At 69.1% G+C, this 12,254-nt stretch carries 14 protein-coding genes; 4 read left to right on the top strand and 10 right to left on the bottom strand.

Annotated features, from left to right (window positions below):
• Positions 1-3 precede the first annotated feature (3 nt).
• Positions 4-246 (top strand): hypothetical protein, encoded by a 243-nt coding sequence (locus AC3WT6_RS05115; protein WP_492652478.1) that lies wholly within the window; start codon positions 4-6, stop codon positions 244-246.
• Between the two features lie 79 nt (positions 247-325).
• Here the strand turns inward: AC3WT6_RS05115 and AC3WT6_RS05110 are convergent, their stop codons facing one another.
• The 6 genes from AC3WT6_RS05110 to AC3WT6_RS05085 form a co-directional block, all read right to left on the bottom strand.
• Entirely contained in the window at positions 326-1,489 is a 1,164-nt protein-coding gene (locus tag AC3WT6_RS05110; RefSeq protein WP_492652477.1) for a HupE/UreJ family protein, read from the bottom strand.
• Complete coding sequence (locus tag AC3WT6_RS05105; RefSeq protein ID WP_492652476.1) at positions 1,486-2,562, bottom strand: hypothetical protein; 1,077 nt, start codon at positions 2,560-2,562, stop codon at positions 1,486-1,488. The genes AC3WT6_RS05110 and AC3WT6_RS05105 overlap by 4 nt, the downstream gene beginning before the upstream one ends.
• A 222-nt stretch (positions 2,563-2,784) precedes the next feature.
• Entirely contained in the window at positions 2,785-3,096 is a 312-nt protein-coding gene (gene ppnP, locus AC3WT6_RS05100; RefSeq protein ID WP_492652475.1) for a pyrimidine/purine nucleoside phosphorylase, read from the bottom strand.
• Positions 3,097-3,185: 89 nt separating this feature from the next.
• Positions 3,186-3,350, bottom strand: coding sequence for a rubredoxin (locus tag AC3WT6_RS05095; protein ID WP_492652474.1), 165 nt, complete (start codon positions 3,348-3,350; stop codon positions 3,186-3,188).
• A 102-nt stretch (positions 3,351-3,452) separates the two neighbouring features.
• Positions 3,453-4,616, bottom strand: a complete 1,164-nt coding sequence (locus tag AC3WT6_RS05090) for an alkane 1-monooxygenase (protein ID WP_492652473.1) — start codon at positions 4,614-4,616, stop codon at positions 3,453-3,455.
• A 66-nt stretch (positions 4,617-4,682) separates the two neighbouring features.
• A complete protein-coding gene (locus tag AC3WT6_RS05085) occupies positions 4,683-5,093 on the bottom strand; it encodes a winged helix-turn-helix transcriptional regulator (RefSeq protein WP_492652472.1) in 411 nt (136 codons plus the stop codon).
• An 85-nt stretch (positions 5,094-5,178) separates the two neighbouring features.
• Between AC3WT6_RS05085 and AC3WT6_RS05080 the strand changes: the two genes are divergently transcribed.
• Positions 5,179-5,733 (top strand): carboxymuconolactone decarboxylase family protein, encoded by a 555-nt coding sequence (locus AC3WT6_RS05080; RefSeq protein ID WP_492652471.1) that lies wholly within the window; start codon positions 5,179-5,181, stop codon positions 5,731-5,733.
• On the opposite strand, the gene AC3WT6_RS05075 is transcribed toward AC3WT6_RS05080, so the two are convergent.
• Positions 5,730-6,197, bottom strand: a complete 468-nt coding sequence (locus AC3WT6_RS05075; protein ID WP_492652470.1) for a hypothetical protein — start codon at positions 6,195-6,197, stop codon at positions 5,730-5,732. The genes AC3WT6_RS05080 and AC3WT6_RS05075 overlap by 4 nt on opposite strands.
• 23 nt (positions 6,198-6,220) lie before the next feature.
• Here AC3WT6_RS05075 and AC3WT6_RS05070 point away from each other — a divergent pair, with 23 nt between their 5' ends.
• A complete protein-coding gene (locus tag AC3WT6_RS05070; protein ID WP_492652469.1) occupies positions 6,221-7,999 on the top strand; it encodes a bifunctional metallophosphatase/5'-nucleotidase in 1,779 nt (592 codons plus the stop codon).
• A 45-nt stretch (positions 8,000-8,044) separates the two neighbouring features.
• On the opposite strand, the gene AC3WT6_RS05065 is transcribed toward AC3WT6_RS05070, so the two are convergent.
• The 3 genes from AC3WT6_RS05065 to AC3WT6_RS05055 are packed head-to-tail and all read right to left on the bottom strand — an operon-like array spanning position 8,045 to position 11,234.
• Positions 8,045-9,265, bottom strand: coding sequence for an ABC transporter permease (locus AC3WT6_RS05065; protein WP_492652468.1), 1,221 nt, complete (start codon positions 9,263-9,265; stop codon positions 8,045-8,047).
• Entirely contained in the window at positions 9,262-9,975 is a 714-nt protein-coding gene (locus AC3WT6_RS05060) for an ABC transporter ATP-binding protein (protein WP_492652467.1), read from the bottom strand. Before AC3WT6_RS05060 ends, AC3WT6_RS05065 begins: the two co-directional genes overlap by 4 nt.
• Positions 9,975-11,234 carry an efflux RND transporter periplasmic adaptor subunit gene (locus tag AC3WT6_RS05055; RefSeq protein ID WP_492652466.1) on the bottom strand — a complete coding sequence of 420 codons (1,260 nt, stop codon included), beginning with the start codon at positions 11,232-11,234 and terminating at the stop codon, positions 9,975-9,977. Before AC3WT6_RS05055 ends, AC3WT6_RS05060 begins: the two co-directional genes overlap by 1 nt.
• 106 nt (positions 11,235-11,340) lie before the next feature.
• Here AC3WT6_RS05055 and AC3WT6_RS05050 point away from each other — a divergent pair, with 106 nt between their 5' ends.
• Positions 11,341-12,252, top strand: coding sequence for a LysR family transcriptional regulator (locus tag AC3WT6_RS05050; protein ID WP_492652465.1), 912 nt, complete (start codon positions 11,341-11,343; stop codon positions 12,250-12,252).
• The last annotated feature ends 2 nt before the right edge of the window (positions 12,253-12,254 follow it).

The raw sequence follows: 12,254 nt of genomic DNA, 5'->3' as shown, positions 1-12,254 counted from the left end.
GCCATGATCCGACGCCTTCTGCTTTCCACAGTGCTGGCCCTAGGGCTGGCCGCCTGCGGCGACGATGGTTCGCCGCAGGGGGCCATGCCAACCGTCAACAGCATCCTGGAGTTCGCCAAGTCTCTGATCGGCACCCAGAGCTGCGAGACCAGCCAGCCGGTCAGCCTCAACGGCCGTGAGCTGCTCGACAGCGAAACCGCCGCCGGCGACCTCAATAGCGTCAGCATCGGCTGCACCCCGAGCTGAGTCGTTCTTCGCTTTCCCTTAAGGCCCCTCACGGGGCCTATTTTTTTGCCCGGCGGCGAGGATGCTCGCCGGGCTTGGCTCAGATCGGCAGCGGCCAGTTCATCGCAAACAGCCGGTCGATCAGCCACACCAGGCCAGCGGCGGCGACCAGCCAGGAGCCTGGCCGCAGCAGCCAGCGCCGATAGCCTGGCCGCTCGCGCAGGGCATAGCCCAGAGGCACCAGCAGCAGAACCAGGCTCAGCTGCGCCAGCTCGACGCCCAGGTTGAAACCCAGCAGGGCCGAGACCCGCCCTTGCAGGGGCAGCCCCAGTTCCAGCAGCGCGCCGGCGATGGCAGCACCATGAATCAACCCGAAACCGGCCGCCAGCCAGTGCAGTCGCCGCTGCACCATCGGCCAGAGATTGTTGAGCCCGGCGAACAGCACCGAGGCCGCCACCGCCGATTCCACCCAGCGCGATGGCAGGCGGAAGGCCTCCAGCGCCACCAGGCAAAGTGTCAGGGCATGCGCCAGGGTGAAGGCGGTGACCAGGGCGGCGCTGTGCAGCAGCACCGGCTTCAATCCCGATACCGGCTGCCAGCGCCCACCCGACCAGCGCAGGGCCGCGGGCAGGAACAGCGCCAGCAGGAACAGCAGATGGTCCCAGCCGCCGAGGACATGCTCGATGCCCTCGACCAGGTACTGGCCGAGCGGCCCGAACACTCCGGGCTCGGCGCCGAAGCGCAGCTGCGGGCGGTCGGGCGCGAAGCTGCCGCTCTGGCTGTCCTGCCCGTCGCTGCCGTAGCGCAGCCGCAGCAGGCCCCGGTGCGAGGCGTCGAGATCGAACAACGCCTGGTAGCCCAGCAACAGTTGCCCGGGCCGGCGCGGACACGCGGCTCGCAGTTGGAGCACGGCATAGCGGCCGTCGCGGCGGTCGGCGATCTGCAGCCCGGGGTCGACCCGCAGCACGCAGGCCTGACCGTCGGCCGCCACGCTCAGCCGGGAACCGGCGTAGCCGCGAATCGCCGCCTGCATCGCCCGCACCTCGCCCCAGCGGATCTCGCCGTCGCCATCGGCATCTAGCCCCAGCGCCAGGTCGAGATCGCGCAGCGCGAGGTCCCAGCGTAGATTCAGACCGGCGCCCTCGACCTGGGCGAACAGGTAGGCGGTGCTGCCAGCATGGGCAGCGACCGGCGGCGTCGGCAACAGCAGGGCCAGCAGGCACAGCCAGAGACCGGTGCTGCGGCCCATCAGAAAAGCGGTCATGGCGACTCCAGGCCGGCGAGGCGGCGCAGCGCCGGATCTTCCAGACCGGTGCTGCGTAGCCAGGCCCGCACCGGCTCGGCCGCTTCTGGACGGCCGGCGGCGATGGCCGACTCCAGCAGCAGGCGGGCATCGGCCGGCTCGCGCTGCAGCTGCCAGTTCCGCTCGCTGTGGCGCAAGGCCTGCAGCGGATCGTCACGCAGCGCCAGCGCCAGCAGAGCCTCCTCGCGGCCGTGTCCGCTCTCGCCACGCTGGCGGGCAAGCTCGAAGCGTGCTTCAAGCTCCTCGGCGTGCGCCTGCCAGCGCGACCGGAACACGGGCCGGCCGGCCTCGGCCAGTCGGCGCTCGGCGATGGCCAGGCGAAGCAGGGTGAGATCGCTGCGGGTGCGGCGCAGACCGCGCTCGACCCGCGCGGCATCACCCAGCGCCAGCTGGAAATCCGCCCAGGAGGCTTGCAGGTACACGTCCTCGACCTGCGCCTGGCTGGCCAGCGCCAGGGCCTCGGCGTAATAGCGCGAGGCCAGCGCCGGACGCTGCAGGCGCACCGCCAGTTCGGCGGCGACGGTCAGCGCCCAGCGCCGTTCCTCGGCGCCGGCATCGAGGCCGGCCGGCGATTGCAGCTGGCCCTCGAGCGCCGCCAGCATCGGCGCCGCCTGCCCGAGCAGGCCTCGGGCGTTGGCCAGACAGGTGGTGGCGAGCAGCAGGCTGCTGGCGCCGATCAGGCGCAGGCAGTCGGCCTGCGCCTGCTGCGGCCGGCCCTGCACCGCGTGGATGACCGCGCGGACCAGCCGCGCCTGGCGGTCGTCCGGATCGGCCCGCAAAAGGGCGTCGAGATCGGAGAGCGCGCCGGCGAAATCGTGCCGCCGCTGGCGCAGCACCGCGCGCAGCCGCTGGATCGCCGGCGGTGGAGTCGGCGCCGATTCCCAGGCCTGCAGGGCGGCCTCGGCGACGCCGAACCAGCGCGGATCGGCGCGTGCCCTGCCCAGCTCCAAGGCCTGCTCGGCGAGACGCAAAGCCTGCTCGGCAGACTCGGCGGCGGATGGCTTGAAGGCTGCCGCCGCGCTGGTTGCGGCCAAACTGCGCAGGGGGGTGGCGGCGGACAGTGCCTGTCGGTCGTCGGCGGGTGTATACGGCGTCTGCGCGACAGCGGCCGTCGCCAGCAACAGCAGTACGCAGGCGAATCGGCGAGGGAACGGGACCGCAAACCCGCTACGGCGGTCAGCCTGCATGAAACCTTCCGGGACGTGGGAGCACGCCCCTGCTTACGCGGCCGGCGCGGTGCCGGACGCAATCACGCTTCAGCCGAAGTGGCAGACGTAGTGCAGCGCGTCCAGGGTTTCGATCTCGAAGCTGGAATTGCCGGGCACGCTGAACGACTCGCCGGCGCGGTAGTCCTTGCTGGTCGCCTCGCCTTTCAGGCGCACGCGGCAATGGCCGGCGATGATCTCCATCACTTCCGGCGCGCCGGTGCTGAAGCTGAGCTGGCTGGGCAGAATCACGCCGATGCTCTTCTTGCTGCCATCGGGCAGCAGCACGGTGTGGCTGATGCACTGGCCGCCGAAGTAGACATTGGCCTTTTTGATGACGCTGACGTTATCGAACTGGGTCATGACAGGAACTGGACAGGAATGAGAGGCTGGCCACCGCGACTACGCCGCGACAGCCAGGCTGGACGCCACGCCATCAGCGGCGGCGGCGACTAGTCTTCGACCAGCTCGAAATCTGCCTTGGAGGCGCCGCAGTCCGGGCAAGACCAGCTGGCCGGTACGTCCTCCCACTTGGTGCCGGGGGCGATGCCCTCGTCCGGCCAACCCTGGGCCTCGTCGTACACGAAATCGCAGACCAGGCAGCGCCACTTCTTCATACAGTTTCTCTAAACAGGCGGTGAATGAGGCGCGAATCCTAGCCGAAGAGCCGCGCCTTTTGCCTCCCCGGAGTCTCAGCTCCGGGGAGAGCAATGCATTTTTTAGGCCGCAGGCGAATAGCGGGCGATCACCTGTTCGCGGATCGAGGGCTTGATGTTGGCCTTGCGCATGTCGCCGCCGTGATGGGCCACTACCTTGGGGTCCATCAGCCAGAACCAGAGCGGCGGGATGTAGGCGAACAGGATCATCGCCGCATAGCCGGAGGGCAGCCGCGGCACGTTGTCGAAGTTGCGCAGGGTCTGGTAGGAGCGGGTCGGGTTGGCGTGGTGGTCGCTGTGCCGCTGCAGGTGGTAGAGCAGCACATTGGTGACCACGTGGTTGCTGTTCCAGGAGTGATGCGGCTGGCAGCGTTCGTAGCTGCCGTCGGCGCGCTTCTGGCGCATCAGGCCGTAGTGCTCCAGGTAGTTCACCACCTCCAGCAGGCTACCGCCGTAGACCGCGGCGATGATCAGCACCGGCAGCGCCACCCAGCCCAGCCAGGCGATCATCGCGCCCCAGAGCAGGGCGGTCAGCGCCCAGGACTGCAGGTTGTCATTGCTCCAGTGCCAGACGCTCTTGCCCTCGCGCGCCAAGCGCTTCTTCTCGATTTCCCAGGCCGACTTGAAGGAGCCGTAGACGCAGCGCGGCAGGAACTCGTAGAAGGTCTCGCCGAAGCGCGAGGAGGCGGGATCTTCCGGCGTGGCGACGCGGATGTGGTGGCCGCGGTTGTGCTCGACGTAGAAGTGCCCGTAGAAGCCCGGCGCCAGCGTCAGCTTGGCCAGGAAGCGCTCCAGCGGCGAGGTCTGATGACCCAGTTCGTGGCCGATGTTGATCGCCAGGCCGCAGCCAACGCCCAGCGACAGCACCGCGCCCAGCCAGCCGTACCAAGGCAGGGGCTGGCTGGTGATGAACCAGATCATGTAGGCCCACATGCCCAGATAGACCGGCACCGAGATGAACAGCGCCCAGCGGTAATAGCCGTCGCTGGCGAGCGCAGTCATCGCCGAGTCCGGCGGATTGGAGTCGTCCTCGCCGAGCAGGCGGTCGGCGATCGGGATCAGGCCGTAGAGGATGAAGAAACCAAACCAGAGCGTGATCGACCAGCCGGTGTACTGGTAGGCGATGGTGCCCGCCAGCGGCAGGAACATCACCAGCGCGCCGAGCGGCCAGAGATAGCGCTTGTTGTCCGTCCAACTGCCCGGGGCGGGCAGGCTTGCAGTAGTCATGATGTCTCCTCCGAAATCGGCTCTAAAACGACCGTTTAATTAGAATCTAGGTCCGCGCCCGGAAAGTCAACCACCATTCGCCGGGCCAGCCTTCAGCGGGTTTCGACGTCGGCGGACGGCCCCGGGTTCTGCGCCGGCCGCCGGCGCTTGCGCCGACTCCAAGCCCACCGCCCAGCCCTCGGCCCAACTGGAAAGCTGCAGCAGCCGCTCGCCCAGCGCGCGGCCTTCGGCGGTCAGCCGGTAGCCCTCCTCCGAGACCTCCAGCAGGCGCGCCGCGCGCAACTCGGCCAGGCGGGTATTGAGCACGCTGGGCGACACCTCGTCGCAGCGCGACTGCAGGCTGCGGAAGCTGCCCGGCGCCTCGCTGAGCTCCCAGAGGACGCGCAGACACCAGCGCCGCCCAAGCAGGTCGAGCAGGGCCATGATCGGCCGGCCGCTGCGGGAACCACGGACCGGACGGCCGGGCACTGGAGTCATGGGCGCTACCTCGAAGCTGGGCTTGTGCTACGGAAATGATAGCGGTAGCGTTGCGCTACGTTTTCAGTAGCAATGGAGCCCCGCCATGCACGCCCGCATCGCCCCGCTGCAAGCCCCCTACCCGGCCGCCATCGAGGCCGCCATCGCCCGCATCATGCCGCCCGGCCTGCCGCCGCTAATGATCTTCCGCACCGCCGCGCGCAGTCCGCGCATCCTCGACAAGATGATGGCCGGCAATCTGCTGGACCGCGGCAGCCTGGAGCGCCAAGACCGCGAGCTGGTGATCCTGCGCGCCTGTGCGCTCTGCGGCGCCGAATACGAATGGGGCGTGCATGTCGCCGCCTTCGCCGCCAAGGTCGGGCTGAATGCGGCCCAGGTGGCGGACAGCACCCGCGCCGACTTCGATGCCACGCTCTGGAGCCCGCGCCAGCAACGGCTGTTGCGGCTGGTCGACAGCCTGCACGCGAACTACCGCATCGATGCCGGGCTGTGGATGGAACTGGCCGCCGAGTTCAGCGAGGAGCAGCTGCTGGAGCTCCTGATGCTCTGCGGCCAGTACCACCAGATCGCGATGCTGGTGAACGCGCTGGAGCTGCCGCCGGAGCCGATGGCGCCGCGCTTTCCGGCCGCCGCCAGCTAGCGCCCGGCCAGGCGTTCGGCACGGCGCTTCTGCTGCAAGGCGCAGTCCAGCGGCAGCAGCGAGCACAGCGCCGACTCCGAGGGCCTCAGGGCCAGTCGCTTGGCCTCCGCCTCGCGCACCAGCGCCCGCGCCTCGGCATCGGCACCGTCCTCACCGTGCTGGGCGGCCAGATCCATGCTCAGCCAGCCGTACTGGAGCACTCCCAGCGCCCACCAGTCGCCACGCCGTTCTCCGGCCGGCGGGTGGCTGGCGACATAGCGCAGGCATTCCGAGTAGTCCGGCGCGCCATCGTGCAAGCGCTCCTGACAGGCCTGGGCGGCGCTGGCGCCGCCTTTCAGCGCCGCGTAGTCGGCAGGCGCGGTGCCGGTGCAGGCCGCTAGCAAAGTTCCACTGACACCGAACCGCAACGCCGCGATCACGCCGCGGCAAATGCCATGCAAAGTCGGGCCGCTAGCGTCACGCATGTCACCCCCCACCAAGGAAGACCATGCGTCAGCTTGCCCTGCCCATATTGCTGTCTCTCGCGCTCTGCGCCTGCAGCAACGACAACAACAGCCCGACCAGCACTCCGGAAGTCCCCAAGACCGCCAGCATCAAGGTGATCGGCTTCAACGACTTTCACGGCGCCCTCAACACCACCGGCACCGCCAACCTGCCGGACCCGGCCGCCGCCGGCACCACCAAGTCGGTGCCGCTGGGCGGCGTCGCCTACCTCGCCAGCCTGGTCAAGCAGGCCAAGGCCAAGAACCCGCTCAATGTCGTGGTCGGCGCCGGCGACCTGATCGGCGCCACGCCGCTGGTATCGGCCCTGTTCCATGACGAGCCCAGCATCCTGGCGCTCAGCCAGCTCGGCCTGGAATTCAGCTCGGTCGGCAATCACGAGTTCGACGACGGCAAGGTCGAGCTGCAGCGCATGCAGAACGGCGGCTGCTTCCCCGGCGGCAGTGTCGGCCAGGAAACCTGCCTGGAGGCCGGCGGCAGCTTCCCCGGCGCCAGCTTCAAGTACCTGGCCGCCAACGTCGTCGACAGCAGCACCGGCAAGCCGCTGTTCCCGGGTTTCGCGGTCAAGGAATTCGAGGTCGGCGGCGGCAAGAAGATCGGCGTCGCCTTCATCGGCCTGGTGCTGCGCGAAACCCCGACCATCGTCACTCCGCAGGGCGTCGCCGGCCTGGACTTCATCGACGAGGCCTACGCGGTCAACACCCTGGTGCCGCAGATCAAGGCGCAGGGCATCAAGGCCATCGTCGTGCTGGTCCACCAGGGCGCGTTCATGACCAGCGCCTTCAACGACTCAAGCTGCGCCGGCGTCAACGGCGACCTCCTGAAGATCCTGACCAAGCTCGACACCGAGGTCGATCTGGTGGTGGCCGGCCATACCCACAGCACGCTGCTGTGCAAGGGCAAGGTCGCGGCCAATCCCAAGCTCGCCTTCACCAGCGCCGGCGCCAACGGCCGCTTCCTGACCGAGATCGACCTCACCGTCGATACCGCCAGCGCCGACGTCACCGACATCGCCGTGGCCAACAGCGCCGTGGTCAACGATAGCCTCGCCAACCCGCTGCCCGCCGCCTACCCGAGCCTGGTCGCCGACGCCGGCCTCAAGGCCCTGGTCGATCGCTACAACACCGCGGTCGCGCCGCTGCAGAACCGCATCATCGGCAGCATCAGCGCCGACCTGGCCCGCGCCCAGAACAGCGCCGGCGAATCCTCGCTGGGCGACATCATCGCCGACTCGCAACTGGCCGCCACCCAGGGCGGCAGCCAGCAGGCGGTGGTGGCGTTCATGAATCCGGGTGGCATCCGTGCCGACTTCCAGGCGGCGCAGATCAGCGGCGGCGAGGCGGCCGGCGAGATCACCTATGGCGAGGCCTTCACCGTGCAGCCCTTCGGCAACAGCCTGGTGACCCTGAGCCTGACCGGCGCCCAGATCGACGAGCTGCTGGAGCAGCAGTGGAAAGGCCAGACCAGCCCGCGCTTCCTGCAGGTGTCGAACGGCTTCAGCTACACCTGGGACATGGCGGCGGCGGTGGGCGAGCGGGTCAACATCAACAGCATCGCCATCAACGGCACGCCGGTGCTGGCGGACCAGAAGTACCGCGTCACGGTCAACAACTTCCTGGCCGGCGGCGGCGACAACTTCGTGATTCTCACCCAGGGCAGCAACCTGGTCGGCGGCGCGCAGGACATTGACGCGCTGGAAGCCTATTTCCAGGCCCACTCGCCGGTCGCGCCCGGCCCGCAGAACCGCATCACCCGCCTCAACTGAGAGTTTCTTGGTGGCACCGTGGCCGGCACTGGTTGCCGGCCTTTTTTATTCGTGGCGGAGCGCAGTGATCGGGTCCAGCCGCGAGGCTCTGAGCGCCGGGTAGAGACCGAAGGCGACACCCACCAGGGCCGAGAAGCCCACTGCCAGACCCACTACTGCCGGCGAGATCAGCAGGCTCCAGCCGAACTGCTTGGCCAGATAGTCGGCGGAAACCACCCCCAGCAGCACGCCCAGCACGCCGCCGAAGGCGGAGAGCATCGAGGCCTCGGCCAGAAACTGCGCGAGGATGTCCGCCGGCCGCGCACCCAAGGCCATGCGCAGGCCGATCTCGCGGGTGCGCTCGGTAACCGACACCAGCATGATGTTCATCACCCCGATGCCGCCGACCAGCAAGGACACCCCGGCCACCGCCGCCAGCAGGGTGCTGAAGGTCTTGGTCGACTCGCTGCGCGCCTCGGCCATCTCGGTGAGGTTGCGGATGTTGAAGTCGTCGGCCTTGGCGCCCAGGCGGTGGCGCTCGCGCAGCAATTCGGCAATCGCGGTCTGTGCCTGCTCCAACTGACCGTCCTGCGCGCGCACCTGGATGGCGCCGGCGATGTAGTTGGCCAGCCCGGCGCTGAACTTGGTGCGATAGGCGCTGGTGGGAATGAAGGCGGCGTCGTCGTAATCCTGGCCCATCGCCGACTGGCCTTTCTTGGCCAGCACGCCGAGCACGGTGAACGGGGTGTTGCTGATGCGCACCGTCTGCCCAACCGGCGAGGCCTCGCCGAACAGGTTCTCGGCCACCGTCGCGCCCAGCACCACCACCTTGCGGGTGGCGTCGAGATCGCTCTGGCTGAACAGCGCGCCATCGGCGATGGCCCAGTCGCGGATCACGAAGAACTCCGGCGAGGTGCCGGTGATCTGGGTGGTCCAGTTGCCGGACTCGGCGATCAGATTGCCGTTGGCGCGCAACTGCGGCGCCGCCGCCAGCACCGAGTCGACCTGGGTCTGGATCGCCTTGAGATCGGCCCAGGTCAGCGTCGGCTGGCTGCCAAAGCCGCCGCGCACGCCGCCGGACTGCGAGGAGCCGGACAGCACCACCAGCAGATTGGTGCCCATCGAGGCGAAAGCCGCGTCGACCTTGGCGCGCGCGCCGGAGCCGATCGCCACCATCGCGATCACCGCCGCCACGCCGATGACGATGCCCAGCGCGGTGAGCGCCGAGCGCAGGGTGTTGCGCGCCAGCGCGGTGAGCGCGGTGTAGAGGGTTTCCAGCGGATTCATGCCGGCGCTCCGCTGGCGAGGGCGAGCGGGGTCTGGCGCACATCGCTGAGCACCTGGCCGTCGCGCAGGGTGATGACTCGGGCCGCATGGGCGGCGATGTCGGGTTCATGAGTGACCATGACGATGGTCTGCCCGGCCTGCCAGAGCCGTTGCAGCAGCTCGATCACCGCCGTGCTGGTGGCGCTATCGAGATTGCCGGTGGGCTCGTCGGCGAACAACACCTGCGGCTCGGTGACCAGCCCACGGGCGATGGCGACGCGCTGCTGCTGGCCGCCGGAGAGCTGGCCCGGGGTGTTGCGCAGCTTGTCGCCCAGGCCGACCCGCTCCAGCGCCTGCCGGGCACGGCGCAGGCGCTCCTTGCGCGGCACCCGCGCATAGGCGAGAGGCAGCGCGACGTTGTCCAGCGCCGACACCCGCGGCAGCAGATTGAAGTTCTGGAACACGAAGCCGATCAGCCGGCTGCGGATCTGCGCCAGCCGCGCCCTGGGCAAGGCCGACACCCGCTCGCCGGCCAGCCGGTATTCGCCGGCGCTGGGCGTATCGAGACAGCCAAGGATGTTCATCAGCGTCGACTTGCCGGAACCCGATTGCCCCATGATCGCGACGAACTCGCCCTGCTCGATGCGCAGCGAGACGCCGCGCAGCGCCAGGAAATCCTCACCGCCCAGACGATAGCTGCGAACGATGCCGTCCAGCTCGATCAGCGCCATCAGAACGGCCCCGGCGGAGCCATGCTGCTCTTGCCGCTGGCGGCGCCATTGACGCCGCCGGCGCCGGTCACCAGCAGATCGCCGGCCGCCAGCGCGCCCTCACGCAGCGGGGTGATCTCGGAGACCGCGCCATCACTCACGCCCACCCGCACCGGCACCGGCTCCGGGGTGGCGCCCTTCGCGCCCTGTTTCCAGACCCGCTTGATCGTCGGGTCGCGCGGGCGCTCGCCGCCATTGCCATTGCCGTTGCCACCATTGGCAGCAGCGGGCGCGGCAGCGCCGGCTGTTTCGCGCGCCGCCTTGGCGGCATCCAGCCAGGCCTGCGGCGGCTTGAAGCGCAGCGCCGCGTTGGCGACCTTCAGCACGTCCTTGGCCTCGGCGGTGCGGAAGCTGACATTGGCGGTCATGCCCGGCTTCAGCTCCAGCGCGGGGTTTTCGACATCCACCACCGCGTCGTAGGTGACCACGTTCTGCACCGTGGTCGGCGACACCCGTACCTGCGAAACCTGGCCCTGGAACTTGCGGGTCGGATAGGCGTCGACGCTGAACTCCGCCGCCATGCCCTCCTTGAGCTGGCCGACATCGGACTCGGCGACGCTGGTATGCACCTGCATCTTCTTCAAGTCCTGGGCGATGGTGAACAGCACCGGCGCCTGCAGCGAGGCGGCGACGGTCTGGCCGACATCGACGCTGCGGGTCACCACCATGCCGTCGGTGGGCGAGCGGATCACCGTGTAGTCGAGATTGACCAAGGCCTCTGAATACGCCGCCTGCGCCTGCGCCAGCGCGCCGCGCTGCGCCGCCACCTCGGCTTGGGCCTGCTCCAGCGCGGTCGCCAGGGTGTCGATCTCCGCCTGCGAGACATAGCCCTGGGGCAGCAGCTCGCGCGCGCGCCGCAGCTGGCGCTCGGCATCGACCTGCGCCGCCTGGCTCTTGGCCAGATTGCCCTTGGCGGCGGCGACATTGGCCTCGGTGCGGCGCACCGCCGCCTGCTGCTGCAAGGGGTCGATGCGGGCGACCACATCGCCCTTCTTGACGATGCTGTTGTAGTCGGCCTCCAGGCTGGCGATGCGGCCCGAGACTTGCGAGCCGACCTGCACCGTCACCAGCGCCTGCAGGGTGCCGCCGGCGGTGACCGCCGCCGCCACATCGCCGCGTTCCACCGCCACCGTGGTGATTTGCGGCGCATCGGATTCGCTCTTGCTGCTGCAAGCGGCAAGAGTCAGCACACACAGCAGAGGCAGCAGCAGAGGGCGCATGGCTTTGGGCAAGGTTGGCGAAACCGCGGTGGAAGACTCTAGTGAACTGGATGCTGGCGAGCGCTTTTGCGTCGCGTCCGTGGTCATCCCAACATAGACTGAGCCGATGCGCATTGAGTTTCGTCAGCTACGTTCCTTCCTGGCGGTGGCGGAAGAAAAGAGCTTCCGCCGCGCGGCGGAGCGCATCTTCCTGACCCAGCCGGCCCTGTCGCAGCAGATCTCCGCCCTGGAGCAGGCGCTGGAAGTGAAACTGTTCGAGCGCGAAGCGCGCGGCGTGCGCCTGACCGCCGCCGGCGAGGCCTTTCGCGCCGGCGCCACCCACACTCTGCGCGCCCTGGACGAGGCCAGCGTCGCCGCCCGCTCCGCCGCTGGCCTGGCCGATCGCAAGCTCACCCTGGGCTACACCGAATACCTCAATCTGCCGTTCGTGGCGCCGGCGATCCGCGCGCTGCTTGCGGAGTTTCCCAACCTGCGCTTCGAGCGCCTGGAACTGGCCTCGCCGCGCCAGCTGGAGGCACTGCCCAGCCACAGCATCGACCTCGGCATCGGCTATCTGCGCGGCGAGCCGCCGGAGGCGCTGAGCTTCACGCCCCTGGTCAGCGGCCGCTGGCTGATCGTGCTGCCGCAGGAACATCCGCTGGCGCAGCAGGACGCAGTGTCGGTCGCCGCCCTGCGCGGCGAGCGCATCGTGCTGTTCGCCCGCATGATCAATCCGCAGCTGCACGACGCGGTGCTGGGCCTGATGCGCGCCCACGGCCTGGAGCCGAACCTGATCGAAACCACCCAGACCAATGCCGGCCCCGGCCTGGTGCGCGAGGGCCTGGGGCTGTTCTGGGTGATGAGCTATGTGCTGGGCGCAGTGCCCGAGGGCCTGGTGGCGCGGCCGCTGGCGCTGCCCGCCGACACCCAGCTCACCATCGGCGCGCTCAGCCGCAAGGACGAAACCTCGCTGCCGGCGCAGCGCCTGCTGGCCCTGCTGAAAGAGCAGGCCCGCGCCGTCTACCCGGACTGCGGCTAGCT

It is taken from the genome of Stagnimonas sp. FW305-C-60 (assembly GCF_058782965.1).
This window is presented reverse-complemented; position numbering and strand designations above follow the sequence as displayed.

Bases quoted from the DNA above. Each gene is read 5' to 3' on its own strand.
- AC3WT6_RS05050 (WP_492652465.1), top strand. From the start codon at position 11,341: ATGCGCATTGAGTTTCGTCAGCTACGTTCCTTCCTGGCGGTGGCGGAA.
- AC3WT6_RS05055 (WP_492652466.1), bottom strand. From the start codon at position 11,234: ATGCGCCCTCTGCTGCTGCCTCTGCTGTGTGTGCTGACTCTTGCCGCT.
- AC3WT6_RS05115 (WP_492652478.1), top strand. From the start codon at position 4: ATGATCCGACGCCTTCTGCTTTCCACAGTGCTGGCCCTAGGGCTGGCC.
- AC3WT6_RS05110 (WP_492652477.1), bottom strand. From the start codon at position 1,489: ATGACCGCTTTTCTGATGGGCCGCAGCACCGGTCTCTGGCTGTGCCTG.
- AC3WT6_RS05060 (WP_492652467.1), bottom strand. From the start codon at position 9,975: ATGGCGCTGATCGAGCTGGACGGCATCGTTCGCAGCTATCGTCTGGGC.
- AC3WT6_RS05085 (WP_492652472.1), bottom strand. From the start codon at position 5,093: ATGACTCCAGTGCCCGGCCGTCCGGTCCGTGGTTCCCGCAGCGGCCGG.
- AC3WT6_RS05080 (WP_492652471.1), top strand. From the start codon at position 5,179: ATGCACGCCCGCATCGCCCCGCTGCAAGCCCCCTACCCGGCCGCCATC.
- AC3WT6_RS05090 (WP_492652473.1), bottom strand. From the start codon at position 4,616: ATGACTACTGCAAGCCTGCCCGCCCCGGGCAGTTGGACGGACAACAAG.
- ppnP (WP_492652475.1), bottom strand. From the start codon at position 3,096: ATGACCCAGTTCGATAACGTCAGCGTCATCAAAAAGGCCAATGTCTAC.
- AC3WT6_RS05070 (WP_492652469.1), top strand. From the start codon at position 6,221: ATGCGTCAGCTTGCCCTGCCCATATTGCTGTCTCTCGCGCTCTGCGCC.
- AC3WT6_RS05095 (WP_492652474.1), bottom strand. From the start codon at position 3,350: ATGAAGAAGTGGCGCTGCCTGGTCTGCGATTTCGTGTACGACGAGGCC.
- AC3WT6_RS05075 (WP_492652470.1), bottom strand. From the start codon at position 6,197: ATGCGTGACGCTAGCGGCCCGACTTTGCATGGCATTTGCCGCGGCGTG.
- AC3WT6_RS05065 (WP_492652468.1), bottom strand. From the start codon at position 9,265: ATGAATCCGCTGGAAACCCTCTACACCGCGCTCACCGCGCTGGCGCGC.